The sequence below is a fragment of the Uliginosibacterium silvisoli genome (genome assembly GCF_036017035.1).
GTDB classification, from domain to species: Bacteria; Pseudomonadota; Gammaproteobacteria; order Burkholderiales; family Rhodocyclaceae; genus Viridibacterium; species Viridibacterium silvisoli.
Map to the genome: position 1 here is coordinate 297,049 of NZ_JAYXHS010000004.1, position 26,296 is coordinate 323,344.

The following is a 26,296-nucleotide window of genomic DNA, read 5'->3' on the forward strand; positions in this document are numbered from 1 at the left end:
CGTTCCGTGACAACTTCAGCTAAACACCGCCGGCCTGGTATATCTCCAGCCGGTTGTAGAGCGTCTTCAGGCTGATGCCGAGTGCGAGCGCAACCTGACGTTTGTCGCCGTCGAAATGCTTCAGCGTGGCGAGAATGATCTCGCGTTGCGCCTCGGCGAGCGGCGTGCCGATAGGCAGGCTCAGCATGCCATTACTGATCGACGTCTTCTCGCCACTCGAGGCCGCGTAGGGATCGGCGATGTCGACATTCTTGTCGGCAAGGATGAAGGCGCGGTGGATGGTGTTACGCAATTCGCGCACGTTGCCGGGCCACGCGTAGCCACGCACGACATCCAGAGCGCGGCGCGAGAAGACCTTTTCCGTCTTGGAACCCTTGTTCAGGTCGTTGAGGAAATGCTGGGCCAGCAGTTCCACGTCGTCGCCGCGTTCACGGAGCGGCGGCACACGAATCGGCACGACCGCCAGTCGGTAAAGCAGGTCTTCGCGGAAGATGCCGTCACTCACCGCCACGAAGGGGTCACGATTGGTGGCTGCCACGACACGCATGTCGACGCGGATCAGGTCTGTACCGCCTACGCGGTGAAAGCTCTCCGTTTCCAGGACACGCAGCAGCTTGATCTGCATGTCGCTGGCCATTTCCGTCACCTCGTCGAGGAAGACAGTACCTTTGGTGGCGTGCTCGAAGTAGCCGATGTGCTGATGCGTGGCACCGGTGAAGCTGCCTTTCTCGTGGCCGAACAACTCCGCTTCGACAAGCTTGGCGGGGATGGCGCCGCAATTGACGGGGATGAACGGATTGTTGCTGCGCGCGCTACGATCATGAACCGTCTTGGCGAGAAGCTCTTTGCCGGTACCGCTTTCTCCGATGATGAGCACCGAAGCGTTGGTCGATGCAACGCGCTCGATCTGCCGGTACAGCTCCTGCATGGCAGGGGAGCCCCCAAGCAGGACGCCGAAGCGATCCGGCGTTGCCGCACTTACCTTCTCGGCAGAGACAGAAGCATCTGACATGAATCACTTCCTTGTTGTGGGATTGTCGTCTTTAGCAGGAACAGTGCCTGCAAGGGCTGGGATGACGATAGCATCCGGAGCGTCGGGCTGAACGCCAAGCCTGTCAATGCTATCCGGTCTATTGTGTGGGTGGCCCCCGGCTTCAGGGCTTGGCGAAACTCTGCCCGGCGTGCAAAAGCTCCACCTGCTATCTTGTAATTTTTACCTATTTTCTTTGCCGTGAGCTGTCCGCAATTGGCAAGAATTAAATTAAATATTTGATTAATAAAGTTTTGTCAAAAATGGCATGGAACGTGCGATCTGTCTGCCGACGCAGAAACTTCGTGCAGGCGGAAATGCGTTCCTGCAGTCGTCCGCTGGTCCGGTTCTTCGGAACTTGTGGAGGCTGCGCTGAATCAGTACCCGATCAGCTTTTGAACGATTGCTCGTCATGAGCCTGGCGCGTGCCGCACGACTGAATGACGATGAATGCTATTTACGACGGGCTGAGTGCAGCCCGGTTTCCTGAACTTTTCCCGTGGTCCGAGTAAATGCCTAGAGCCCTCATAGTTGATGACGATGAAAACACCCGCATGGCCCTTGCCGCGTTGATTGAAGCCGAAGGCTTTTCAGTCGACCTGGCCAAGGATCTGCGTGACGCACGGATCAGTCTTGTGCGCCAGACTCCTGACGTGGTGCTGACAGATCTGAAACTACCCGATGGCACGGGCATGGATCTGTTCAAGGAGTTCGACCCGAAGGTGCCCGTCGAGCTGATCGTGATGACCGGGTTTGCATCCGTCGACACCGCAGTCGACGCCTTGCGCCAGGGGGCAGCGGATTATCTGGTCAAGCCGGTAAACATCCAGCGCCTGCAGGTGATCCTGGCGCGTGTGCCGCGTGGCAGCGATCTCCGCTCAGAGATCGGCCAGTTGCGCGGGGAGTTGCGGCGCTACGGGAAGTTTGGCCGCATGCTGGGCAACTCGCCCGCGATGCAGACGCTTTACGACCAGATCAATCGCGTGGCGCCTACGGAAGCCACCGTCTTGCTGGTAGGTGAAAGCGGCACGGGTAAAGAGCTGGCCGCCCAATCGATCCATGATCTCAGTTTGCGTCGCAAGCAGGCCTTCCTGCCTGTCAATTGCGGCGCCATTTCGCCGAACCTGATCGAAAGCGAAATGTTTGGCCATGAGCGCGGCAGCTTTACGGGTGCAGATCGTCAGCATCGCGGCTATTTCGAACGCGCGGATGGCGGCACGATCTTTCTCGACGAAATCACCGAGATGCCGATCGAGTTGCAGGTCAAGTTGCTCCGCGTGCTGGAGAGCGGCGTGTTCATGCGCGTCGGTACCAACAAGGAAATCGCCACGGATGTGCGCGTCGTTGCCGCCACCAATCGCGATCCGGAAGCCGCAGTGGCCGAAGGCAAGCTGCGCGCTGACTTGTATCACCGCCTGAATGTATTCCCGCTGCAATTGCCACCCCTGCGCGAACGCGGCAAGGACGTGGAATTGCTGGCACTGAGCTTCCTCGAACAGCTCAATGAAACGCACAACACGAGCAAGGCTTTCGTGCCGGGCGCGATGGATGCGCTGGTGGCACACGGTTGGCCGGGCAATGTGCGGGAGCTGCGCAACTATGTGCAGCGTGCCTACATCATGACCGACAGCAAGCTGATCGAGACGGCCAGCGTGCCGCTGCAGATCTCCAGCGCCAAGCCGGCCACTGGCTCCAGTGTGGTGGTTGCGGTTGGCACTTCGCTGGCGGACATGGACCGACAGCTCATTCTCGCAACGCTGGAGCAATGTGGTGGCGTGAAGAAGCGTGCAGCGGAGATCCTCGGTATCAGTCTCAAGACGCTCTACAACCGGCTTGAAGAATACGGTTCGGTGGCGCGGGGCGATAGCGACGAGGACGAGGCTGCGAACGTCGCCTGAGCCCCGGCAGGTAATCGCGATGCACGGGGGCAGGGCGCTGCCAGGGAGGGGTGGTAGCAAGCGTGGTGACAAGCAGGCTGGCACGCCTGCCACACGTAGCTCGGCCCAGGCGTCGGGCAAGGCGCATCGTTCGCACACTTCCTTGCATTACGTGCGAGATGATTGCAGTGGCATTTCGCGTCGCAAGTTGCGCGGACGTTTCGCCTACTTCCTGCCGGATGGCACGCGCCTGAAAGATGCGGAGCAGGTGAGGCGTATCGATGCGCTGGCGATTCCGCCGGCGTATTCCGATGTGTGGATCTGTCCTGATCCATGCGGGCATCTGCAAGCGACCGGGCGGGACGCGCGCGGCCGAAAACAATATCGTTACCACGCTGCCTGGCGCGAGATCCGCGACGCGAACAAGTACGACCGCATGCTTGCTTTCAGTGAGGCGTTGCCGGTGATCCGCCGTCAGGTCGAGAAGGATCTGGCGCTACCCGGCGTGCCGCGGCAGCGCGTACTTGCCACCCTGGTTCGTCTATTGGAGACGACCTTGATCCGGGTGGGCAACGAGGCCTACGCGAAGGACAACGACTCCTACGGACTGACCACGCTGCAGGACAAACACGTGGACATCCTCGGTAGCCAGCTGAGTTTCCGTTTTCGCGGCAAGAGCGGCGTCGAGCACGATGTGTCGGTACGAAACGCGCGACTGGCGAAGATCGTGCGCCGCTGTGCGGATATTCCCGGCCATGAGCTCTTCCAGTACCTGGACGAAGCGGGCATGCCGCACAAGCTTGGGTCCAGTGACGTCAATGACTACCTGCACGCACTCTCGTCGCTGGTCTGCGCCAACGCCTCATTCACTGCCAAGGATTTCCGCACTTGGGCGGGCAGCGCATTGGCGTTCGAACTGCTGCGCCCGCTACCGGCTGCCGATGACGAGGCAATCCGCAGGAAAAATGTCGTGTCGATTGTAGAAAGCGTTGCAGCGTGTCTGGGTAATACGCCAGCCGTCTGCCGCCGCGCCTACATTCATCCAGCGATTCTGCAGCGCTATCTGGAGGGAGCATCTGTGCCGCTCCCGGCCGCGAAAGCGGTAGCGGGCTTGAGCGCGGGCGAAGCGCGCCTGAAAGCTTTCCTTGCTGCGTTACCGAGTGATGCGAGGCGCTAATCGGAGAAATGCGTGGAGGCACTCTGCAGTCGCACGCCCTGGGCATGGCCGTTGCTGTATGTACCGGAATGAAACGTACGATGGAAGAGGTGGCAGTTGTGAGTGCCGAGCAGATCATCATTTCGACCGGTGGCGTCACGACGCCGAATATCCCGGGTACCAATCCGGCGCCGCCCAATGTGCCACCACCGGCACCGCCGGTTGGCGACCCGCCCATAGCACCGCCACCGCCTCCGCTTGAGCCGCCGCCGCTTCCCGAGCAGGTCTGAACAGCGAAGCGAGTGTTGCCCGATCAAGCCGGATCAAGGCCAGCGTAAGGTCATAGTGAATCAAGGACAGACAGAGGAGAAACGCATGAATACATCCATCCTCGCAAAAGCAGGCGCGGTCACCGTTACCGCATTTCTTGCAGGTGCCACCTGGGTGGCCCTGAGTCGTTGGCGGGCCTCACAGCAAGCAGCCGATGCGGGCAGATTGACGCCCACCGCAGCGGGCGCGCCGGCAGACGCCTTCAGCCAGCACGCGGTACAGCACGATCTTTCGGTAGGCGACGCGGTATAGGAGCATCCATGGGTTTGCGTGGTCGTGAGGTAGCCGACGGAAGCTCGCGATATATTGCGGATTCCGGACTGGATGGAAGCGCGCTGAAGCGTGTCCGGGCGCAGGACTGGACACAGCATCGTATGGATTTACAGGGGCCGGAGCGACATCCGGGATTTGCTGTTGGTAGTTTTTCTGAAGCACGCCCCGGCGGACTTCAATCCGCTACGGCGCGCAGGAATATGCAATCGATGATTACGGATGACACGGACTACTTCTCGAACGTCATGGTGGCGCGCACCCCCACGCTGACACGATTGTCCGACGAGCAGGGCGTGTATCGATTCTTCAATGATCGATGGCTGAGGTTTACCGGCCGCGCACAGGACGAGGAGCTAGGCAATGGCTGGCTGCGCTCGGTGCATGCTGACGATAGGGCGGCCGTTGTCGGGGCTGGTCGTGAGGCCATTGCGGCCCAGGCCGATGTCGAGATCCAGTTCCGTCTCTTGCGTCGCGATGGGACTTATCGCTGGATGCTTGAACGTGCTTCGCCCTGGCGTCATCCAGACGGCAGCTTCGGCGGCCTGGTCAGTGCCTGCACCGATATCACCTCGTTGAAGACCCCTCCGGCCAGCAATGTTGCCGATCGACGTGCCGCACGTTTGCCGGCGGCCACGCTGCGCGTCTCTGCTGACCAGACAATCCTCTTCTCCAGCCCGGAGGCTGAAGCCTTGTTCAATGTCCGGCCAGAGGCGCTGGAAGGGTTACAACTGACCGATGCGGCCGTGCCGGATGCGCTGCGCCAGACAATTGGTCGTTTGTTGCAGCAAGCCGCAGATAGCAGCAGTGCGCACGCGGAGATCGAGTTCAGCCTGCGCGTAGGTATGCGTGAAACTGAAGTTGATCACCATCTTGCGGCCAGCGTGATCGACGATGGCCTGGACGTCGTCACCCATGGATCACTCATCCTCATTCACGACATCACGGCCTGCGTTGAGGCGCAGAACCTGCATCGTGAGAGCCTCATGCGCGAAGAGCTCGCGCGGCAGAGTGCCGAGGCTTCGGCGCGTTCGCGAGACCAGTTCCTCTCGGTGGTGTCACACGAACTACGCTCGCCACTGAATGGCATCCAGAGCTGGGCGCATGTGCTGGAGAGCCAGATCGATTCGGGTCGTCCCATCGTCCAGCGCGCGTTGGCGGGTATCAAGACAGGCGTGACGCAGCAGGTCGCGTTGATCGAGGCCTTGCTCGACGCTACGCAGATACTCAACGGTCATCTGAGCCTGCTATCCCGTCCTTATTCCTTGAGCGGAACTGTTCAGGCAGCACTGGATACGTCTCGCGACGAGGCCGAGCACAAGAAGATCGACATCACCTTCATGCCGGACTTCTCCGACGTGGACATGGTGGGCGACGCGGATCGTGTGCAGCAGATCGTTCGCCAGTTGATCTCCAACGCGATCAAGTTCACCGACGATGGCGGTGACGTGCGCATCGGTGTCACACGTGAGGCCGCTAACGTCGTCGTCAGCGTGGAGGACAACGGGCACGGCATTGCGCCATCGATGCTGGCTTCGGTGTTCGAACCATTCCGGCAAGCAGATGGTTCGCCGACACGTCGCGCGGCGGGGCTCGGCCTTGGCCTTGCGGTGTCGCGACGGATTGCCGAGCTGCAAGGAGGGTCTCTGCAGTGTGAGAGTGAAGGGGTCGGGCATGGCGCTACATTCCGCCTTATCTTGCCACTCCCCATCTGATGCACATGCCGCCAGCCCGCTCGAGGGTTTGAGAGTACTGGTGGTAGATGACAGCCGGGAGACGCGTGAGTCTCTCGCGGCGCTGCTGGGTCTTCGCGGGGTAAAGGTTACGCTGGCCGATTCCGGTATCGCGGCGCTCAATATCGTTACGGACCTGGCGCCAGACTATCTACCCGAGGTGCTGATCTGCGATATCGCCATGCCGGATCAGGATGGCTACGTAACGCTGTCCCGCATTCGCGAGTGGGAAGCGCGAAACGATGCGCGGGCGCCCATGCCTGCGATCGCATTCACGGCCTCGGCGCTGCAGCATGAGAAGCTAAAAGCTGCCTCTTACGGATTCAACGCACACCTGACCAAGCCCATCGTGCCGGACCGTCTTTACAGCGCCCTGAAAGATATGAGTCGCCTGCGCTCCGTGCTGACGATCTGAATCTTCCTCGCCGACTCAAAGGAAATCGCCCCGACTGCCGTGAGCGGCGAGGCGATTTCTCTTGCCGGGATGCACTAGCGCCTGCCTAAGCCCTGGCGACAGCTGGCACTTCCTCTGGCTTACCCTCCAACGGGGGGCTGTCATCCGCATCCGGCTGTGCCGCTGCTTCTGCGATCAGCGCGTGCACAAAAGCCAGCTTCGAGATGACGACTGTCGTCAGCACGAAGGGATACGCGTCCGATAGCCCCAGGCTGCGATTCAGATTGTTCAGCACGTAGGTCAGTGCCACCCAGTCCTGCACCATCTTCTCGATATGTGCGCCTGATCTTGGGCCGTGGTCTTCCGCGTCAAGGTGTGGCTCGTCCTCTCGGGTCGGCGTGAGGCTCAGGCCGCAAGCCTTCGCCGTCTCCAGTGCATCGACCATGTGCAGATAGTGGGCCCAGGTCTCGGCCCAGTCCTCCCATGGGTGCGAGCTGGCGTAGGCGCTGACGAAGTTCTGCTGCCAGTTAGGCGCCTGCCAGTTGGCAACTCCTTCGTCGTAGTGCTGCTTGAGTGCTGCTGCATAATCCTGTCGCTCATCACCGAACAGTTCGCGAAAGGCGTCGATGTGAGGGCTGTCCTTGACGAGACGGTCCCAGAAATAGTGCCCGATCTCGTGGCGGAAGTGACCCAGCACGGTGCGATAGGGCTCGCCCAACGAGAGGCGTGTCTGCTCCCGCTGGGCATCATCTGCTTCAGCGAGGTTGATGGTGATCAGACCATCGTCATGACCCGTGGTGACCGGTGGTGCGCCAGGTGTGTCGGCTGCAAGAAACTGGAAGCCTAGACCGCTGGCGGGCTCTTCGTCGCGACTGCGGATCTCCAGCCCGAGGCTCATCAAGCTGTAGAAGAGGCGGCGTTTTGCAGTTTCGAGCTGGAACCAGGCCTCCTTGTGGCCGGCGATGCTCAGGTCGGGAATCATCAGCGTCGTGCGGCAGGACTTGCACAGCGGCTCAGGATCATCGGCAGGAACGGCCCAGTTGCAAATGCCGGAGTCATAGTTACTGCACAGGCGGAAGCTTTCGGAAGACGCGCTGTTGACGGGGCGCCACAAATTGTCGCCCGCCGCTTCAAGGGAAGCGATGTCCTGCTGCGCCGGAATGTACGCGAGCGCATGGCCACAATTTACACAGAGGCTGTTTTCGAAAAAGAGGAGGTGACCACAGTGGTCGCAGTGAAAGATCTTCATGTTGGTGTCTGCACATTTCATTGGTTACACGTCGCCTATTACAGCAACCGGCGTGCCCTGCAAGGCTGTGGGGTTCGGCACCGTTCTTGCGATGTACTAAGGGTTTGCATGTATCGATGCAAAGCCATGCGACGAGAGCGGGATGTGAAATGGCAAAGCAGAAGATCAAGTACGACTGGGCGCCTCATGAGGTACGCCGCGACGAACGCGAAAGCCGGGTCGCCTACATTGTGGTGAGCGTTGCCGTCGTGGTGCTCGTCGTGGGTGGCATGCTCGTGGTGTTGCGCGGGCTGAGTTGATCACCAGAACCAGGCTTCAGCCTGGCGCCTGCTTCGTAGGTTGGTAAGGCAGGTGCAAGTGGTTATTGCCCGCGCATCATGCGCGGCGAATCTGTGCAGCTTCTCCCCCAGGCGCCGCATTGCCGTTCGCTGCAACGCGGGTTGCGATGAGCCGATGGATCTCCTCGGGACTTACAGGTTTGATGAAGTGGTGATCGAAGCCCGCTTGCCTGGCGGTGCGAAGGTCTGACTCCTGACCATAGCCGGTCAGCGCGATCAGCAGCATTTGCGCAGTGTCTTGCGAAGCACGCAGTCGCTGCGCCAGTTCGTAGCCATTGAGACCCGGCAGTCCGATATCGATCACCATCACGTCGGGTTTGAAGCTTTGCGCGAGCTCCAGGGCCTGCAAGCCATTCAGTGCTGAGGTTGTTTCATGGCCTTCCAGGCGCAGGAACAGGGCCACACTCTCTGCCGAGTCAGCATTGTCATCCACGACCAACACGCGGACGCGCCCTGCTGGCAGCAGGTCAGCCGTGGTGCGGGCGGAGTTGCGCGGTATGAACAGGTTCTCGGTGAGGCAGGGCAGGGTGACGATGAATTCGGACCCGCGACCGATGCCGCCGCTGACGGCTTCGACCTGACCGTCGTGCTGTTCGACCAGCCTCTGCACGAGCGTCAAGCCGACGCCGAGTCCGCCCTGGCTGCGGTCAAGCGAGCGCTCACCCTGTGAGAACAGCTCAAAGATGCGAGGCATCAGCGTGGGCGCGATGCCGATGCCATTGTCCTTTACCGAGATCGTGACAACGCCTTCGCTGACGCTTGCCACGAGGCTGATTTCCCCGCCGTCTGCCGTATATTTCGCTGCATTGTTGAGCAGGTTGGAGGTGACCTGCGAGAGCCTTGCAAAATCGGCGTCCAGCCAGACCGGTGCGGGCGGGACATCGACGAAGAGATTGTGGCCACGAGCATCGATCAGCGGCCGAACGGTCTCGACCCCGTGCGCGATGATCCTGGCCAGCTCCACGGCTTCCTTGCGCAGCGCAATCTTGCCCTGGCTGATGCGCGATACGTCGAGCAACTCTTCGATCAGGCGCGACAGATGGGAGACCTGCCTGTCCACCACATCGCGTGCCCAGATCAGAGTCGGCTCCGGTGCTGCAACGCGACGGATGACTTCGACAGCATTGCGGATGGGGGCCAGTGGATTGCGCAGTTCGTGCGAGAGCATTGCAAGGAATTCATCCTTGCGGCGACTCGCCTCCTGCAATTTCTCTTCCGCTTGACGCGACTTGAGAATTTCCCGTTGCAGGCTCAGGTACAGGTGCGCGTTCTCGAACGCGATGGCGGCGCGACTGGCGAGCTCTTCGACGGTAGCGACATCCGCAGCGGTGAAGTCTGATGCGAGGAGCGCGAGTACGCCGAGTTGCCGTTCACCGAGGCGCAGCGGCACGACCAGCAGATTGTTAAGATCGCCGCGCCACTCAGCCGTTGCCAGCGTGGCGGGTCGCGCGGCCATCTGCTCTTCAGTCCAGGTCAGGCGAATGGCGCGCGCCTGATAGGCGGACTCCACGCACGCTTCGACCATGTCGATGGGCAGGTCCTGATAAGGCGATAGCGTGCACGTCTCAGGGTTGTAGAGTCGGGTAGTGGCCGAGCGCATCAGCATCATGCCCGGATCGTCACCCATATCCACCAACAGCACGGTGAGGTCTGCCAGCTCCGGCGTGACCAGCTCGACGAGACGATGAGCTGCCGAGTTCATCTCGAGCGAAGCGCTCAGCTCGCGGCTGGCGCGTGACAGGAAGTTGGAGCGCCGCGTGGTTTCCTCCGCTGCCTCCCGCGCCGTTTGCGCCTGCATGAAGGTAATGCGTTCCTCGGCGAGGAAGCGCGTCCGGCGCTGCATCTCGTAGAGTTGAACGAACACCATCACCTTGCTGCGCAGCACCTCCGGTACGACGGGTGACAGGATGTAGTCCACCGCGCCCAGCGAGTAACCGCGGGTGGTCTGTATCTCGTCGGCATACGAGGTGATGAAGATGATGGGCGTGTGTGCCGTGCGCTTGTAACGGCGGATCATGCTGGCCGTTTCCAGGCCGTCGATGTCCGGCATGTTGACGTCAAGCAGGATCACGGCGAACTCGCGCTGCAGGATTTCGCGCAAGGCCTCCGCTCCCGAGCGCACCATGACGAGGTTCTGCCCCAGGTCTTCGAGCACGGTTTTGAAGACCAGCAGTTTCTCCGTCAAGTCGTCGACGATGAGGATATTTGCGGGCGTGATGTTCTCGACGCCTTCCTGGCCGTCTTTGTTACCCACACCTGCAATGAGGTCGTTGCGCTGAGCCATGGGAGATTCCGGCAATTAGCGGTAGAGCCAGCCACGTAATACGGACAGCAGATGAATGGTATCCACCGGCTTGGAAAGGTAGTCCCAGGCGCCCGCCTCAATACAACGTTCGCGGTCACCCTTCATGGCCTTGGCCGTCACCGCAATCATGGGCAAGTCGCGACCGCCCGGCAGCTTGCGGATTTCCTGCATGGTCGTGATCCCATCCATCTCCGGCATCATGATATCCATCAGCACAATGTCAATATCCGGATCGCTTTCAACCAGACGAATGGCCTCGCGACCGTTGTTGGCGGAGACGATCACCATGCCCTCTTCGTCGAGCACCGTCGCCAGTGCAAAAATGTTGCGCATGTCATCGTCGACGATCAATGCCTTCTTGCCGGCAAGCAGTTCGTTCGACGAATGCAGGCCTTCGATCGCGGTGCGTTCCGACTCGGACATCGAGGCGGTACTGCGATGCAGGAAGAACGAGGTCTGGTCGATCAGCCGATCCAGCGAGTGCGCTTCGCGCAATGCGAAAGCGCCGTCGTTGCGTTTCCATTGGGCACTGAAGCCCGCCCCGCGGTCAGTATCGGGCCTGCAGAACAGGACGATGGGGAGCTGCCGTGTGAGTGCCTGTGCCTGGAGGGCATCCAGCACGTCCTGTGGGTGGAAGTCCGTAAAGCTTTCATCGATCACCAGGCAGTCGATCCGTTCGGTGCGCAGCGCTTCGCGCGCGAAGGTCACATTGCTGAGCACGCGTGTATCTACGTCATCCACGATCAGCTGCTTGCTCAGTTCATTCCGCATCGGGCCTTCCGGCACGAGCATCAGTAGTGTCTTGCGTCGGCGTGACACGAAATTGCTGAGCTGTGAAATGGCCTCATCGACTTCATCACGCGACTGGATCGGTTTGGCGATGAAACCGATGGCCCCCGAGTTGAGCGCGCGTTCGCGCGAATCGTCGGTGGATACAACGCAGACAGGGATGTGGCGCGTGGACAGATCGGCCTTCAAGCGATCAAGGATGCGCCAGCCCTGCATATCGGGCAGGTAGATGTCGAGCGTGATGACCGCCGGCAAGTACTCGCGCGTCATCGCCAGGCCGGCCGCGCCGCTGGTGCTGACCACGCCCTTGAAACCTTGCTGTCTGGCCGAGTCGAGCAGCACCTTGGCGAAGGCCAGATCGTTCTCGACGATCAGGAATACCTTGTCTTCGGACGAAATGCTGTCGCGGTCGTCGTCGGCTTCGTTGATGAACTCGTAGACAAAGTCGCTCTCGCCGGCAACTGCTTCGACATGTGATGGCGGCAGGGCTTGCGTGTCGTCTTCGCGCTTGCTCTTGTCGTGGTCCTGGCGCGCTTCAGGCGTGGCGTTGGCGTTCGTCCAGCGTGTGCGGGAAAGACGTGGAGACGAGTAGCTTTGCGGCAGGTACAGCGTGAAGGTGCTGCCATGGCCGGGCGAGCTGACCAGCTTGATTTCGCCGCCGAGCAGCTTCGCCAGTTCGCGGCTGATGGCCAGACCCAGGCCCGTGCCGCCGTATTTGCGGGAGGTGGAGCCGTCGGCCTGCTGGAAGGCCTCGAAGATGATCTGCTGCTTGTCTGGCGAGATGCCAATGCCGGTATCGCTGACCGAGAACGCAATTACCTGGGCGCTGCGATTGAGCTCCTCGTTCTCGGCTGACCAGCCCGTGAGAACCGGGGCGACGTTGAAGGACACCTGGCCGAAGTGGGTGAACTTGAAGGCGTTTGACAGCAGGTTCTTGATGATCTGCTGCAGGCGCTTGATGTCGGTGAGAACGGTCTTGGGCAAGCCCGGGGCCAGCGAGACCTTGAAGTCGACCTGCTTGCCGTCGGCGAAGTGGGCAAAGCTGCGTTCGACGTAGCGGTGCAGATCGTCCGGGCGCAGCTCGCTGATATCGACGGCCACCGTACCCGATTCGATCTTCGACAGATCAAGAATGTCGTTGATGAGCGCCAGCAGGTCATTGCCGGACGCGTGAATCGTCTTCGAGAACTCGACCTGCTTGCCGGTCAGGTTGCCGTCTGCGTTCTTGCACAACTGGTCGGAGAGGATCAGCAACGAGTTGAGCGGGGTGCGCAATTCATGCGACATGTTCGCCAGGAACTCGGACTTGTACTTGGAGGTAAGGGCCAGTTGCTTGGCCTTCTCTTCGAGTGCCTGACGAGCTTGCTCCACTTCTTCGTTCTTGCGTTCCACTTCCTGGTTCTGGTGGGCCAGCAAGCGAGCCTTTTCCTGCAGCTCCTGGTTGGTCTGTTGCAACTCTTGCTGACGGCTCTGCAGTTCTTCCGCGAGCGATTGCGATTGGGTCAGCAGATTCTCTGTTCGCGTATTCGCCTCGATGGTGTTGATCACGATGCCGATGGATTCGGTCAGTTGATCGAGGAAGGCCTGGTGCGAGGGATTGAAACGCTCCAGTGAAGCGAGCTCGACGACGCCGCGTACCTGGCCTTCGAAGACCACCGGCAGGACCAGCACGTCGAGCGCAGCGCTTTCGCTGAGGCCGCTGGCGATGCGGAAGGCTTCAGACGGCACATTGGTGAGCAGGATCTTCGCCTTCTCCAGTGCGCATTGCCCGACGAGGCCTTCGCCGAGCTGAATCTCTTTCCCGTGCGCTTGCTGGCCACCCGATGCGTAGCTGGCGAGCAGTTTGAGGTTGGGCGTCTCAGCCGCACTGTTCAGCACATAGAACTCGGCCTGATGCGCGCTGACCACGGGCGCCAGTTCGGAGAGGATCAACTGGCCCACGGTCACGAGATCCTTTTGCCCCTGCAACATGCGCGAGAACTTGGCCAGGTTGGTCTTGAGCCAGTCCTGCTCGGTGTTCTTCTGCGTCGTGTCCTTGAGGTTGCGGATCATCTCGTTGATGGTGTCCTTGAGCGCGGCCACTTCGCCCTGCGTCTCGACGGTGATGGAGCGGGTCAGGTCACCCTGCGTCACGGCGGTTGCCACCTCGGCAATCGCGCGCACCTGGGTGGTCAGGTTGGCCGCGAGTTCATTCACGTTTTCCGTGAGGCCCTTCCAGGTACCTGCAGCGCCCGGCACCTTGGCCTGGCCGCCGAGTTTCCCTTCCACACCCACTTCGCGTGCCACCGTCGTCACCTGGTCGGCAAACGTCGCCAATGTATCCGTCATGCCGTTGATGGTGTCGGCCAGCGCGGCGATCTCGCCTTTTGCTTCCACGGTGAGCTTCTGCTTCAGGTCGCCGTTTGCCACGGCTGTCACCACCTTGGCGATACCGCGCACCTGACCGGTCAGGTTGCCGGCCATGAAGTTCACGTTGTCGGTCAGATCCTTCCACGTACCCGACACGCCTTGCACCTGCGCCTGACCGCCGAGACGACCTTCGGTACCCACTTCACGCGCCACCCGCGTCACTTCCGCAGCGAAGGAGCGCAGCTGGTCCACCATGGTGTTGATCGTGGCCTTCAGCTCGAGAATTTCACCCTTCACATCCACGGTGATTTTCTTGGAGAGATCGCCAGCTGCGACGGCCTTGGTCACGTCGGCGATGTTGCGCACCTGCGAGGTCAGGTTACCCGCCATGAAGTTCACCGACTCGGTCAGATCCTTCCAGGTTCCGGCCACGCCTTGCACGTCGGCCTGTCCACCGAGCTTGCCTTCGGTACCCACTTCACGCGCCACCCGCGTCACTTCAGCGGCGAAGGAGGAGAGCTGGTCCACCATCGTGTTGACCGTGTTCTTCAGCTCAAGAATTTCACCCTTCACATCCACGGTGATTTTCTTGGAGAGGTCGCCGGCGGCCACGGCCTTGGTCACGTCGGCGATGTTACGCACTTGCGAAGTCAGGTTACCCGCCATGAAGTTCACCGACTCGGTCAGATCCTTCCAGGTACCGGCCACACCCTGCACGTCGGCCTGACCACCGAGTTTCCCTTCAGTACCCACTTCCCGCGCCACGCGTGTCACTTCAGCGGCGAAAGATCGCAACTGGTCCACCATGGTGTTCACGGTGGCTTTCAGTTCGAGAATTTCACCCTTCACATCCACGGTGATTTTCTTGGAGAGGTCACCTGCGGCCACGGCCTTGGTCACGTCGGCGATGTTGCGCACCTGCGAGGTCAGGTTACCGGCCATAAAGTTCACGTTGTCAGTCAGATCCTTCCACGTACCGGACACGCCGCGCACTTCTGCCTGACCGCCGAGCCGGCCTTCCGTACCGACTTCCCGCGCCACGCGCGTCACTTCCGCGGCGAAGGAGGAGAGCTGGTCCACCATGGTGTTGATGGTGGCTTTCAGTTCGAGAATTTCACCCTTCACATCCACGGTGATTTTCTTCGACAAGTCGCCGGCCGCCACAGCCTTCGTCACGTCGGCGATGTTCCGTACCTGCGAAGTGAGGTTGGACGCCATGGAGTTCACCGAGTCGGTCAGGTCCTTCCACGTTCCGGCCACACCCTGCACGTCGGCCTGACCGCCGAGCTTCCCTTCCGTACCCACTTCACGCGCAACCCGCGTCACTTCTGCCGCGAAAGACCGCAGCTGGTCCACCATGGTGTTGATGGTGTTCTTCAGCTCGAGAATTTCGCCCTTCACGTCCACCGTAATCTTCTTGGACAAGTCACCTGCCGCCACGGCGGTTGTCACTTCCGCGATGTTCCGCACCTGGGAGGTGAGGTTACCGGCCATGAAGTTCACCGACTCGGTCAGATCCTTCCAGGTACCGGCCACACCTTGCACGTCGGCCTGACCGCCGAGCTTCCCTTCCGTACCCACTTCACGCGCAACGCGGGTCACTTCCGCCGCGAAGGACCGCAGCTGGTCCACCATGGTGTTGACGGTGTTCTTCAGTTCGAGAATTTCGCCTTTCACATCCACGGTGATTTTCTTGGAGAGGTCACCCGCGGCCACGGCCTTGGTCACGTCGGCGATATTGCGCACCTGCGAGGTCAGGTTGCCGGCCATGAAGTTCACCGAGTCGGTCAGATCCTTCCACGTACCCGATACGCCTTCCACGCGGGCCTGGCCGCCCAGGATCCCTTCCGTACCCACTTCACGCGCGACGCGAGTCACTTCCGAAGCGAAGGACCGCAGCTGGTCCACCATGGTGTTGATGGTGTTCTTCACGGTCAGGAACTCGCCCTTCACATCGACCTCGATCTTCTTGGAGAGGTCGCCCTTGGCCACGGCTGTCGTCACGTCGGCGATGTTCCGCACCTGGTCGGTGAGGTTGCCCGCCATGGAGTTCACCGAGTCGGTCAGGTCCTTCCAGGTGCCGGCCACGCCTTTCACCTTGGCCTGGCCACCGAGCTTGCCTTCCGTACCCACTTCACGCGCCACGCGCGTCACCTCGGCGGAGAAGTTGCCGAGCTGTTCCACCATCTTGTTGATGGTCTTGGAGGTCTTCAGGAATTCGCCCTCAAGCGGGCGACCGTCGACTTCGAGGGCCATGGACTTCGACAAGTCGCCTTGTGCCACGGCGCCGATCACGCGGGCCACTTCCGAGGTCGGGTGTACCAGGTCATCGATCAGCGAGTTGATGTTGTCGACCGAAGCCGCCCAGAAGCCTCTTGCCCCCGGCATCGAGGCGCGCTGCTTGAGTTTGCCCTCCTTGCCGACCACCTGGCTGAGTCGCTCGAGTTCCTCTGCCATGGCAGCGTTCTGCTCGACCAGATCATTGAAGACCTCGGCCACCTTGCCGAAGAGGCCTGCGGCATTGACGGGCAAGCGGACTTTTGCATCGCCTCGCCGCAGGCTGGTGAGGGCAGTCAACATCAGGGACATCGCTTCAGAACTGGCGAGAACTGATTGATCTTCTAGTACTTGCATGACTGACTCCGGCTAGGGATATGGGCGGTGCAGGGGGGACGTGCAAAGAACGCGCGGGCAGGTGTCGAAAGATTTTCCACACCTTGCAGGAATGACGTGCGTGAGGCGCAGGCGAGAAGGGCCTCATTGGTGCAGAGACGAGACGCATGCCAATGTTGGCGGGCCTCAGCCTCAATGGCGACGGGACTTTCAGCATTGCTGCGGTGCGCAGGAACGCTTGATGCTAGAGAAAGCCCGTGGCGAAGATTCAACTCATGGGTATTGCCGAAAAGCTGCCTGAACGCCTGACTAACCAAACTGAAAGGTTCAACATGACCCCAAATTTTGATTACGCCGACGCCAAGACCCTTTCCTCCAAAGCCGTGAGTGCGGAAGACCAGGAGCGCGAGGATTACCTCAATGAAGTGTCCCAACAGAGCACGCAGTTCGGCTGCGGCAGTTGGCAATACGAGGCGACCTTTGACTTCAACGAAGATTGATTGCCGTATCGGACAAAATTGCAGTACCTCGTAAAGAGCGGGTAGATTTTTCAAATCACCCGCTCTTTGCATGTCGTTTTTTACCAGCGTCGTATCCCCTGACGCACCGGTGCGGCGACCACGACACAGCACATCGCCGGCCTTCAATGGCCGCATCGAGGGCAAGCCAAGGCCCCTCCGGCTGCGAAGTCTTCCGGCTTCTTCCACCTGATTAGAAAGGCCGCGCGCGCCACGCGCCGGGGTGATTTCCCCCGTGCCTGCTGGGCGAAAGCCTTTTTCAGCACGCTTGTGACCAGGCTCGCTGGGTTGGCACACGCGTGATACGCATGCTGCCGTAACCGTCCCGCGGTAAGTCCTGGAATTGCTGCCGACCACTGAAGTCCCCTCTGCACAAGCCTCGTCCCGGCCTATCTTTTGTGCCGCTCGCAATCGATGCGGCAGGTGGGTTTTGCAAAAGCCATGCCATGGCATTCTCGTCAGGAGACCTGAGGGCTGGTGGCAATGAAAAGCGCCAGAGGCAGATGTCCGCCTCTGGCGCTGGGGTCCGGCCTTGCCCCGGCAAGGGGCGAGCGTCCGTCAGGTCACGGCGACCTGCTGCAAGACCTCACGGTCGAGAGCCGAATCCCACTCACGGTGGAAGCGTTGGCGGTCAGCCTCGTTCTTCGGTTGAAAGCCGATCAGGATGTCGCCATTGCGCAGACGTTCCTCGTATTGCTTGACGCGCTCTTCGGGGATACGCCAACCCACCAGGGCGCCAACCAGGCCGCCCGCAGCAGCGCCGGCCCCGGCGCCTGCCAGGCCGGCCGCGAGAGGGCCGGCCACAACCAGGCCCAGGCCGGGAATGACGAGCGAGGTGCCCAGTGCCGCCAATGCAGCTGCTACCGCGCCCACGGTGCCACCGATCGCACCACCCACTCCCGCGCCTTCGGCTGCCTTTGAACCCAGCTCGGTTTCCACGTTGGCGACGTTGTCATTGAGGAAGTGACGGTTCCGCGTCTCTTCCGACATCAGCACGTCGATGTCCTTCGAGCTGTAGCCACTTTCGCCGAGTTGATCGTATGCGCGCTCAGCGCTCTCTCGATCACTGAAAAGACCTGTCACCCAGGATGATTCGTTCATGGTTCTCACTCCTTTTGTCCGTTATGAAGAAGGCTGCTGTGGCTGACTCAGCCGCAGCAAGCGCATGGCCAGGGCGCGGAATCGACGTGGCCGCTTACCGCCTTCAGGTCGCAAGATCGAGGCCCGGCCGGGCGCCCGACGGGCATATGGATTGCTCGAACGATGCAGGCACTCATCCAGCCTGGCAGTGCCAGTTCGAAGAGAAATCCATGTCCCGCACTCACATGCAAGCGGTCTTGATTATTGCCATTGGCATCTTGATGCCAGGCACTCTCTTCGCTGCGGGCATTACAAGCGCCGACAGGGCTTTCATCGAGGCAGCGGCATACGCCAGTCACACTCAGATTGATGGTGCGCGGCTGGCGCAGAAGAGGGCGGCGAGCAGCGACGTGAAATCATTCGCAGCCACAATGCTTGAAGATCACATCAGGCTCGGCGAAGAGCTTGAAAAGCTGGCCGCCCTCAAGAACGTGAAAATCCCGACAGAGCCGCGTCTGTCACAGAAAGCCAGACTGCGACTGCTCGGTACCTACAGCGGGGCGAGCTTTGACAAACGTTACGTCAGGGAAATCTGCATGGATGAGCACGCACAAGCGGTGAAGCTGTTCCGCAAAGCGGCGAGGGACGCGGACGATCGCGAGATAAGGGATCTCGCGGGGAAGCTACTCCCACGCCTCGAGCACCATCTTCAAATGGCGAACACGCTCTCGTCGGATGTCGCCAGGGAAAGATAGTCTGACATGGCTCCCACACCGCATCGCCGCCCTGCGGGAGCATGCGGCGCTCAGAGGCCCGGTTGGCTCGCGCTTGCCTCGGCGCGCAGGTGGTTATGCCCCTCGGGCATGAGTCGCTCCGTCTCACGTCTGACGATCGCATAGCATTCGCACACGTGGGATTCGAGTGCGGGGCGATCGAGCACCGTGATGCGGCCACGGCCGCAGCGGATCACGCCAAGGCGCTGAAGCTTGCCCACCGCCTGGGTGACGCCGACCCGGCGTACCCCCACCATGTTGGCGATCATTTCATGTGTCGTGTGCACGTGGTTGCTTGGCAAGCGGTCCAGGCTCAGGAGGAGCCAGCGGCAGAGCTGCTGCTCCAGCGAGTGGTGACGATTGCAGACCGCGGACTGTGCCATCTGGGTGATGAGCGACAGGCTGTAGCGCAACAACATCTGTGCAACGAGGCCGCCGTTGTCGAACTCCTGTTTCAGAACACTGCTCTTCAGGCGCAATACCTGTCCTGCGCGTTGCACGACGGAGCGACTGTTGCTTTCGCCCCCCATGAGGAGCGACAGCCCGGCAACGCCTTCGTCACCGACGCGGGCGACCTCGGCTGAATCACCGTCATTGGTCTCGTACATGACAGAAATGACAGCGGTGGTCGGAAAGTACACGTTTCGCAGAACGGTTCCCGGTTCGTACAGGACGCAGCCGAGCTCGCAATTCAATAGTTGCAGATGGGGGGCGAGACGCTCCCAGACGTCGTCCGGCACCAGATCGAGGAGGGCGTTGTGTCGAGGTGCGCGTTGATGACAAGCGGGTTGGGTGACAAGGGACATGAAGGCGGGCTGGGGTCTTGGCGTGTTACTGACGGCGGCGACCAGGGTCATGAGTTATCACTCCACGAATAGTTGGAATATTGCCGGAACTGTTGTTTTTGGCTTGCATCCAGCGGGGCTTAGCGGGCACATTTGAAAAACGCTCCGCAAACCTTGTGCCCAGCCTGTCAGTCGCTTCGCCGTTCAATCGGGACGAGAGGGGGCAATGACTTGCAGGGTGTTGATTTGCGGGGAGTTCATAGGGAAGTGGAAATTTCGGGAGCGGTTTTTGCTCGACGCACGGGCTGGCACGCGAACGGTTACGCAAAACGCGGTTAACGCAGAAAACGGGAGAGTTGGAATGTTGGCGTTGATGGAAAGACAGGACACGCGCGGCGTATTGCCCGCAACATGTTCCGCAGCTTTTTCACGTGGAGCACGCCATGAGTGAGGCCACCGTAAACACAGCCGCTGCAGCCTCCATCCTGTTGCAGGAACTCAAGCCGGGCGAATTGCCACCGGCTTCCGCGCTGACCAATATTCCAAGGCTCATCAGCGCCTACTACACCGGGCAGCCCGACGTCAGCGTCGCCGCCCAGCAAGTCGCCTTTGGCACCTCGGGCCATCGCGGCTCTTCCTTTCTACAGAGTTTCAATGAATGGCACGTGCTGGCCATCAGTCAGGCGGTGTGCGATTACCGCGCGCAGAAAGGCATCAACGGCCCCCTGTTCCTCGGCTTCGATACGCATGCCTTGTCCGAACCCGCGTATGCCAGCGTGCTGGAAGTTCTGGCCGCGAACGGCGTAGAGACGATGATTGCGGTGAACGACGAGTACACGCCCACGCCGGTCGTGTCACACGCCATCCTCAAGTACAACGCCGGGCGCAGCAGTGGCCTCGCGGACGGCATCATCATTTCGCCTTCGCACAATCCGCCTGACAGCGGCGGCCTCAAATACAACCCACCGAACGGCGGGCCTGCAGATACTGACGTCACGGGCTGGATGCAGGCGCGCGCCAATGAATTCCTGAAGAACGGCCTGCAAGGCATCAAGCGCATTCCGCTGGCGCGTGCCCTGAGCGCATCGACCACGCATCGCCACGACTTCCTGAACGACTACATTGCAGATCTGGGCGATGTGATCGATATGGATGCCATTCGCGGCGCGAAGCTGCGCATGGGTGTCGATCCCCTGGGCGGCGCGGGTGTGAATTACTGGGGGGCCATCGGTGAGCGCTACAAGCTCGACCTGACGGTAATCAACAGCGATGTTGACCAGACCTTCCGCTTCATGACGCTGGACTGGGACTGCAAGATCCGCATGGATCCATCTTCGCCCTCCGCCATGCAAAGCCTCATCGTCCTCAAGGACAGGTTCGACATCGCCTTCGCTTGCGATACGGATCACGACCGGCACGGCATCGTCGCGCCGAGCGTGGGCCTGCTGCCACCGAATCACTACCTGTCGGTGTGTATCGATTACCTGTTCCAGCATCGTCCGCAGTGGAGCGCTAATGCCGCGATCGGCAAGACGCTGGTGAGTAGCCAGATGATCGATCGCGTCGGCGCGCGTCTGGGGCGCAAGGTCTATGAAGTGCCGGTCGGCTTCAAATGGTTTGTCGATGGTCTCATCGACGGCTCGCTGGGCTTTGTCGGCGAAGAGAGCGCGGGCGCTTCCTTCCTGCGGCGCGATGGCTCGGTGTGGACCACCGACAAGGACGGCATCACGGCGGCCTTGCTGGCAGCGGAGATCACGGCCGTGACGGGGCAGGATCCTGGCGAGCGCTATCGCGAGCTTGGCAACGAATTCGGTGCACCGTTCTTCATGCGCGTCGATGCTGGGGCGACGCTGGCGCAGAAGAAACTGCTGTCTGCACTGTCGCCAGAACAGGTCACTTCCACCGAGCTGGCCGGCGAGAAAATCGAGAGCATTCTCACGCGGGCGCCCGGCAACAACGCAGGCATCGGCGGGCTGAAAGTGGTGACGAAGAATGGCTGGTTTGCAGCGCGACCATCAGGCACTGAAGACATCTACAAGATCTACGCCGAGAGCTTCCTGGGGTCTGATCACCTGCAGACGATCATTTCCCAGGCGCAGGCCATGGTGACCGAAACACTGGATAGAGGTGCAAAGCCGGCTTGAACGGCGACGCTGGAGTAATCAAGGATTTCTGCAATGTCCGATGACAACAATAAAGCCCGCACAGGCATTGCGGGACTCGATGACGTACTGGGTGGTGGCCTGTACCGCAACCGGCTGTATCTGCTGGAAGGGCAGCCGGGGACCGGCAAGACCACGCTGGCCCTGCAATTCCTGCTGGAGGGGTGCGCCCACGGTGAACGCGTGTTGTATTTCACGCTTTCCGAAACGGCCGAGGAGTTACGCCACGGTGCCGAGACACATGGATGGTCGCTGGAAGGTATCGACATATTCGAAGTGGTGTCCGTACAGGAGTTGCTCGACGACAGCCAGCGTCAAAGCCTGCTCTATTCGTCCGACCTCGAGCTTGGCGAGACCGCCAACAACATGTTCAGGAAAGTCGAGGAGCTGAAGCCGTCACGCGTAGTGGTGGATAGCCTCTCGGAAATCCGCCTGCTGTCACAGAGCTCCTTGCGTTACCGACGTCAGGTGCTGGCCATGAAGCACCGCTTCGCACAATTGGGCGCCACGGTGTTGTTGCTCGATGACATGACCAGCGAAGCACTCGACAAGACGGTGCACAGCGTGGCGCATGGCGTCATCAAGCTCGAAGAGCTGACGCCGGACTATGGCTCGGAGCGCCGTCGCCTGCGCATCGTGAAGTACCGTGGGCAACGCTATCGCGGTGGCTATCACGACTTCAATATTCACACGGGCGGTGTCGTCGTGTTCCCCGCACTGGTGGCATCGGAGCATCGACTTGGTTTCGGCCGCGAGAAGGTCGGCAGCGGTAACCCGGAGTTCGATCAGTTGCTGGGCGGCGGCCTGGAGCACGGTACCAGCGCGTTGATGCTGGGCCCGACCGGCGCCGGCAAGTCCTTGCTGGCCTTGTCGTTCATCGTCGCCGCCATCGAGCGCGGCGAGCGCGCCGCGCTGTTCGCCTTCGATGAAGACATCGACTTGCTGACCGCACGCGCAGAGAGCATCGGCATGAAGATCGGCCAGTATGTTGCCGATGGCCGGCTCATCCTGCAGCAGGTCGACGCAGCCGAACTTTCACCGGGTGAGTTCGCGCACCAGGTGCGTCACTGTGTGGAGAAACAGCAAGTCACCACAGTGATGATCGACAGTCTCAACGGCTACCAGCTGGCCATGCCGGACGAGCGCTTCCTCATCCTGCACATGCACGAGCTGCTGACTTATCTGAATCGCAGCGGCATCGTCACCTTCCTGACGGTCGCGCAACACGGCCTAGTCGGCACTGACATGCAGTCACCGGTCGATCTGACTTACCTGTCGGACACGGTGGTGCTGTTGCGCTATTTCGAGGCGCTGGGCCGCGTGCGGCGAGCAGTTTCCATCCTCAAGAAGCGCGATGGTTTCCACGAGAACACCATCCGTGAATTCATGATCTCTTCCACCGGTCTGCAGGTCGGTGAGCCACTCGATGGCTTCCAGGGCGTGCTGCGTGGTGTCCCCGAATTCGTCGGCCGCGACAATACCTTGCTCGACAACGATAAGTGAGCCACGTCGACTCCCTGCGTGCCCTGATATTCGCGCCGATGGGGCGCGATGCGCGGCTTGCTGCGCAAATCCTGCACGAGGCGGATATTGCCGCCATGATCTGCGACGACGTGGATAACCTCGTCGACGAGCTGGAACGTGGTGCCGGCCTGGCAGTCGTCACGGAAGATGCGCTCGCAGGCCGTGACTTCGGCCGCCTCTACGATTGGATCGGGCAGCAACCCTTCTGGTCTGACCTGCCATTCCTCCTGCTGACCTTGCATGGTGGTGGTGTCGAACGCAATCCGACGGCGCAAAGGCTGACCGAGACACTCGGCAATGTCTCCTTTCTTGAACGACCTTTTCATCCCACAACCTTCGTGTCGGTGGCGCGCACGGCCACGCGCAGCCGCTTGCGCCAGTACAAGGCACGTGACGATCAACTGGCGATCAGCGACAGCGAAACTCGGCTGCGCTTCGCACTCGAAGCCGGGCGACTGGGCTCCTGGCAATTCGCGGTCAACACGCAGACCCTTACGTGTTCCGACATATGTAAATCGAATTACGGGCGTGGCGCGCACGAGGCATTCAGCTACGCCGATCTGCTCGACTGCATCCACCCCGACGATCAGGCGCAGATGATCGAGGCCGTGCAAGCGGCCATCGAAGGCAAGGGCGACTACCAGATCGAATACCGCAATATCTGGCCCGACGGCTCGGTACATAGCGTCGAGGTGCGTGGCCGCAAGCTGATCGCAGCGAACGGAGACGTAACCCTGCTTGGCGTGTCCACCGACGTCACCGAACGCCGGCAGGCGGAGAGCGATCTGCGCGCCAGCGAGGCACGCTATCGCTCGCTCACCGAAGTGCTGCCGCAGCTGGTGTGGACCTGCCTTGCGGACGGGCGCTGCAATTACCTCAGCACGCAATGGGTGGATTACACCGGTGCGCCACGCGAGCAGCAGCTCGGCCTGGACTGGCTCGACCGCGCCATCCACCCGGATGATCGTGCGCGCACGCTGGAGCACTGGATGGGCGCCGTCGCGGACCTGCATCCGTATGACATCGAATTCCGCATCCGTCGCCACGATGGCGTGTACCACTGGTTCAAGGTGCGTGGCATTCCGCTGCGTGGCGCGCGGCGCGAGATCCTTTCGTGGTTCGGCACCTGTACCGACATCCAGGACATCGTCGAAGCGCGCGAGATCATGAAGCGCAGCAGCGATGAGCTGGCCGATCTCGTTGCGCAGCGCACGCTGGCACTCGAAGCCGCCATGGCCGAGCGCCAGCAAGTCGAGGAAGTCTTGCGTCAGAGCCAGAAGATGGAGGCTGTCGGCCAGCTCACCGGCGGTCTCGCGCACGACTTCAACAACCTGATACAGGTGATCAGTGGGGGTCTGGAGATCATCCGTCTCGGCGATCGCGTGCCGAATCGCGAAAAGATTCTCGACGGCATGCGCCGCGCGGCCGATCGCGCCAGTCAGCTCACGCGCCAGTTGCTGGCCTTCTCGCGCAAACAGACACTCAAGCCGGAGCAACTCGCTCTCGAAAGCCAGGTCACGGCGATGCGCGAACTGCTCGACCGCTCGCTGCGTGGCGATATCCGCGTCGAGACGCATTTCGACGAAGGCCTGTGGCCGGTCGAAGCGGACCCCACGCAGCTGGAACTCGCCATCATCAACATCGCCGTCAATGCGCGCGATGCGATGCCGCGCGGTGGCACGCTGTCCATCAGCGCGCGCAACGAGATGAGGCTGTTGGCCCATGGGGAGGAGGGCGCTTTTGTCAGGCTCTCGATCAGTGACACGGGGACCGGCATGGATGCAGCCACCCTGGCGCGTATTTTCGAACCCTTCTATACGACCAAGGACGTGGGCAAGGGCTCGGGCCTTGGCTTGCCACAGGTGTATGGCTTCGCCCAGCAATCGGGCGGCGATGTACTCGTGGAAAGCACGCCAGGGCAGGGCTCCACCGTCAGCCTGCTACTGCCACGTTCGAACGGCGCGCTCATCGCAGCGATCCAGCCGATACCCGAACCGATTGCAGTTGAAGTGACATCCGTGCGCAGGTCGGTATTGCTGGTCGAGGATGACGACGAGGTTGCTGCGCTCACGGCGGAAATGCTCGCCCAACTTGGCCATCATGCAACCCGTGTGTCAGATGCAGCCGCGGCGCTTGGTGCGCTCGCCAGCAACCGGGCGATCGACGTGGTGTTCACCGACGTGATGATGCCCGGCGGCATGAGCGGCGCTGAACTCGCCTGCGAGATACGCAAACGCAGGCCAGAACTCGCCGTGATACTGACCACCGGCTACGACGGCGATGCCGTCGCCGCAGCCAGCGCGCAAGACCTGCCGTTGCTGCGCAAACCATTCCGCCTCGACGCGCTATCCAGCGCGCTCGAACTCGCAACCCACATATAGGGCGAAGTTCAGTAAGCCATGAATCGCATACTCATCGTCGAAGACAATCAGGACGTCGCCGAAGTCTTCGCACAACTCGTCGAGATCATCGGCCACGAAACGAAGATTGCAGCCGACGTGGAGCCGGCCCTCGCGCTGACCCGTGAATGGCTGCCAGCGATGGTGCTGTGCGACCTGGGCTTGCCCGGTGACGGCCTCGAATTCGCGCGCGCCTGCAAACGCGAGGAGGCGTTAAGAAGCATCCGCCTGATTGCGGTTTCCGGCTTCACGAGCGACGAGCATACGCGGCGCGCACACGCGGCTGGCTTTGATGATCTTCTTTGCAAACCCCTGGATTTTTCGACCTTGCAAAGAATCTGCGAGGCCTGAGCTTCCCTGGTTTCCGACGCGTTTGCTCATGTTGTCCGCATGCCGTGACGTGTGACAACTCCCGCTTTCCGACCTGCAGTTGTTTGGCGACGGTCCGCTGACCAGCACATTCCCCGGCCCTGCATTGCTTGCACGTTTTCTTCGCGATGGCGTGCATGCAGAATTTCCCGCGCAGCACCATCCTCGCATTGAGTGAGCCAGCTCCACACGGCTTGTGGACCGTGGGAGCGCTTATTGCTCGAAGCCCTTATGAGCGGCTTTGAGCGCTCGG

At 61.0% G+C, this 26,296-nt stretch carries 19 protein-coding genes; 13 read left to right on the top strand and 6 right to left on the bottom strand.

Annotated features, from left to right (window positions below):
* Positions 1–19: 19 nt before the first annotated feature.
* On the bottom strand, positions 20–1,012 hold the full coding sequence (locus VVD49_RS19225) for a sigma-54 interaction domain-containing protein (RefSeq protein ID WP_327600847.1): 993 nt from the start codon (positions 1,010–1,012) through the stop codon (positions 20–22).
* Between the two features lie 530 nt (positions 1,013–1,542).
* Between VVD49_RS19225 and VVD49_RS19230 the strand changes: the two genes are divergently transcribed.
* The 6 genes from VVD49_RS19230 to VVD49_RS19255 all read left to right on the top strand — a co-directional run bounded on the left by VVD49_RS19230 (position 1,543) and on the right by VVD49_RS19255 (position 6,811).
* Positions 1,543–2,928, top strand: coding sequence for a sigma-54-dependent transcriptional regulator (locus VVD49_RS19230; protein WP_327600848.1), 1,386 nt, complete (start codon positions 1,543–1,545; stop codon positions 2,926–2,928).
* A 19-nt stretch (positions 2,929–2,947) separates the two neighbouring features.
* Positions 2,948–4,084 (top strand): DNA topoisomerase IB, encoded by a 1,137-nt coding sequence (locus tag VVD49_RS19235; protein WP_327600849.1) that lies wholly within the window; start codon positions 2,948–2,950, stop codon positions 4,082–4,084.
* Between the two features lie 68 nt (positions 4,085–4,152).
* The gene (locus tag VVD49_RS19240; RefSeq protein WP_327600850.1) at positions 4,153–4,353 is read left to right on the top strand and encodes a hypothetical protein; all 201 of its coding nucleotides are present in this window, start codon (positions 4,153–4,155) and stop codon (positions 4,351–4,353) included.
* Between the two features lie 85 nt (positions 4,354–4,438).
* Positions 4,439–4,645, top strand: coding sequence for a hypothetical protein (locus VVD49_RS19245; protein ID WP_327600851.1), 207 nt, complete (start codon positions 4,439–4,441; stop codon positions 4,643–4,645).
* 230 nt (positions 4,646–4,875) lie between these two features.
* Entirely contained in the window at positions 4,876–6,378 is a 1,503-nt protein-coding gene (locus tag VVD49_RS19250; RefSeq protein WP_327600852.1) for a sensor histidine kinase, read from the top strand.
* Entirely contained in the window at positions 6,338–6,811 is a 474-nt protein-coding gene (locus VVD49_RS19255; RefSeq protein ID WP_327600853.1) for a response regulator, read from the top strand. Before VVD49_RS19250 ends, VVD49_RS19255 begins: the two co-directional genes overlap by 41 nt.
* Before the next feature lie 85 nt (positions 6,812–6,896).
* On the opposite strand, the gene VVD49_RS19260 is transcribed toward VVD49_RS19255, so the two are convergent.
* Positions 6,897–8,039 (bottom strand): zinc-binding metallopeptidase family protein, encoded by a 1,143-nt coding sequence (locus VVD49_RS19260; protein ID WP_327600854.1) that lies wholly within the window; start codon positions 8,037–8,039, stop codon positions 6,897–6,899.
* A gap of 149 nt (positions 8,040–8,188) precedes the next feature.
* On the opposite strand from VVD49_RS19260, the gene VVD49_RS19265 reads away from it, so the two are divergent.
* The gene (locus VVD49_RS19265; protein WP_327600855.1) at positions 8,189–8,338 is read left to right on the top strand and encodes a hypothetical protein; all 150 of its coding nucleotides are present in this window, start codon (positions 8,189–8,191) and stop codon (positions 8,336–8,338) included.
* 76 nt (positions 8,339–8,414) lie between these two features.
* Here VVD49_RS19265 and VVD49_RS19270 read toward each other — a convergent pair whose 3' ends face one another.
* Together VVD49_RS19270 and VVD49_RS19275 are read right to left on the bottom strand one after the other, a co-directional pair.
* The gene (locus VVD49_RS19270) at positions 8,415–10,661 is read right to left on the bottom strand and encodes a response regulator (protein ID WP_327600856.1); all 2,247 of its coding nucleotides are present in this window, start codon (positions 10,659–10,661) and stop codon (positions 8,415–8,417) included.
* Positions 10,662–10,676: 15 nt separating this feature from the next.
* A complete protein-coding gene (locus VVD49_RS19275; protein ID WP_327600857.1) occupies positions 10,677–16,454 on the bottom strand; it encodes a HAMP domain-containing protein in 5,778 nt (1,925 codons plus the stop codon).
* Positions 16,455–16,690: 236 nt separating this feature from the next.
* Between VVD49_RS19275 and VVD49_RS19280 the strand changes: the two genes are divergently transcribed.
* Entirely contained in the window at positions 16,691–16,933 is a 243-nt protein-coding gene (locus VVD49_RS19280) for a hypothetical protein (protein WP_327600858.1), read from the top strand.
* A 576-nt stretch (positions 16,934–17,509) separates the two neighbouring features.
* Here VVD49_RS19280 and VVD49_RS19285 read toward each other — a convergent pair.
* Positions 17,510–18,052, bottom strand: coding sequence for a hypothetical protein (locus VVD49_RS19285; RefSeq protein WP_327600859.1), 543 nt, complete (start codon positions 18,050–18,052; stop codon positions 17,510–17,512).
* 209 nt (positions 18,053–18,261) lie between these two features.
* Here VVD49_RS19285 and VVD49_RS19290 point away from each other — a divergent pair, with 209 nt between their 5' ends.
* On the top strand, positions 18,262–18,786 hold the full coding sequence (locus tag VVD49_RS19290; RefSeq protein WP_327600860.1) for a DUF4142 domain-containing protein: 525 nt from the start codon (positions 18,262–18,264) through the stop codon (positions 18,784–18,786).
* A 50-nt stretch (positions 18,787–18,836) separates the two neighbouring features.
* On the opposite strand, the gene VVD49_RS19295 is transcribed toward VVD49_RS19290, so the two are convergent.
* Positions 18,837–19,661, bottom strand: a complete 825-nt coding sequence (locus tag VVD49_RS19295; RefSeq protein WP_327600861.1) for a Crp/Fnr family transcriptional regulator — start codon at positions 19,659–19,661, stop codon at positions 18,837–18,839.
* A 371-nt stretch (positions 19,662–20,032) separates the two neighbouring features.
* On the opposite strand from VVD49_RS19295, the gene pgm reads away from it, so the two are divergent.
* Genes pgm through VVD49_RS19315 form a run of 4 tightly spaced genes read left to right on the top strand, consistent with a single transcriptional unit; the run spans position 20,033 to position 26,025 of the window.
* The gene (gene pgm / locus VVD49_RS19300) at positions 20,033–21,733 is read left to right on the top strand and encodes a phosphoglucomutase (alpha-D-glucose-1,6-bisphosphate-dependent) (protein WP_327600862.1); all 1,701 of its coding nucleotides are present in this window, start codon (positions 20,033–20,035) and stop codon (positions 21,731–21,733) included.
* A 33-nt stretch (positions 21,734–21,766) separates the two neighbouring features.
* Complete coding sequence (locus VVD49_RS19305; RefSeq protein WP_327600863.1) at positions 21,767–23,254, top strand: DUF7125 family protein; 1,488 nt, start codon at positions 21,767–21,769, stop codon at positions 23,252–23,254.
* The gene (locus tag VVD49_RS19310; RefSeq protein ID WP_327600864.1) at positions 23,251–25,656 is read left to right on the top strand and encodes a PAS domain-containing protein; all 2,406 of its coding nucleotides are present in this window, start codon (positions 23,251–23,253) and stop codon (positions 25,654–25,656) included. The genes VVD49_RS19305 and VVD49_RS19310 overlap by 4 nt, the downstream gene beginning before the upstream one ends.
* Before the next feature lie 18 nt (positions 25,657–25,674).
* Positions 25,675–26,025: a response regulator gene (locus VVD49_RS19315; protein WP_327600865.1), complete on the top strand. Its 351-nt coding sequence runs from the start codon at positions 25,675–25,677 to the stop codon at positions 26,023–26,025.
* Positions 26,026–26,296 lie beyond the last annotated feature (271 nt).

Coding starts and splice junctions, on each gene's coding strand:
- VVD49_RS19255 (WP_327600853.1), top strand. CDS start 6,338: ATGGCGCTACATTCCGCCTTATCTTGCCACTCCCCATCTGATGCACAT.
- VVD49_RS19235 (WP_327600849.1), top strand. CDS start 2,948: ATGCACGGGGGCAGGGCGCTGCCAGGGAGGGGTGGTAGCAAGCGTGGT.
- VVD49_RS19270 (WP_327600856.1), bottom strand. CDS start 10,661: ATGGCTCAGCGCAACGACCTCATTGCAGGTGTGGGTAACAAAGACGGC.
- VVD49_RS19260 (WP_327600854.1), bottom strand. CDS start 8,039: ATGAAGATCTTTCACTGCGACCACTGTGGTCACCTCCTCTTTTTCGAA.
- VVD49_RS19285 (WP_327600859.1), bottom strand. CDS start 18,052: ATGAACGAATCATCCTGGGTGACAGGTCTTTTCAGTGATCGAGAGAGC.
- VVD49_RS19275 (WP_327600857.1), bottom strand. CDS start 16,454: ATGCAAGTACTAGAAGATCAATCAGTTCTCGCCAGTTCTGAAGCGATG.
- VVD49_RS19250 (WP_327600852.1), top strand. CDS start 4,876: ATGATTACGGATGACACGGACTACTTCTCGAACGTCATGGTGGCGCGC.
- VVD49_RS19290 (WP_327600860.1), top strand. CDS start 18,262: ATGTCCCGCACTCACATGCAAGCGGTCTTGATTATTGCCATTGGCATC.
- VVD49_RS19265 (WP_327600855.1), top strand. CDS start 8,189: ATGGCAAAGCAGAAGATCAAGTACGACTGGGCGCCTCATGAGGTACGC.
- VVD49_RS19305 (WP_327600863.1), top strand. CDS start 21,767: ATGTCCGATGACAACAATAAAGCCCGCACAGGCATTGCGGGACTCGAT.
- pgm (WP_327600862.1), top strand. CDS start 20,033: ATGAGTGAGGCCACCGTAAACACAGCCGCTGCAGCCTCCATCCTGTTG.
- VVD49_RS19295 (WP_327600861.1), bottom strand. CDS start 19,661: ATGACCCTGGTCGCCGCCGTCAGTAACACGCCAAGACCCCAGCCCGCC.
- VVD49_RS19245 (WP_327600851.1), top strand. CDS start 4,439: ATGAATACATCCATCCTCGCAAAAGCAGGCGCGGTCACCGTTACCGCA.
- VVD49_RS19230 (WP_327600848.1), top strand. CDS start 1,543: ATGCCTAGAGCCCTCATAGTTGATGACGATGAAAACACCCGCATGGCC.
- VVD49_RS19225 (WP_327600847.1), bottom strand. CDS start 1,012: ATGTCAGATGCTTCTGTCTCTGCCGAGAAGGTAAGTGCGGCAACGCCG.
- VVD49_RS19240 (WP_327600850.1), top strand. CDS start 4,153: ATGAAACGTACGATGGAAGAGGTGGCAGTTGTGAGTGCCGAGCAGATC.
- VVD49_RS19315 (WP_327600865.1), top strand. CDS start 25,675: ATGAATCGCATACTCATCGTCGAAGACAATCAGGACGTCGCCGAAGTC.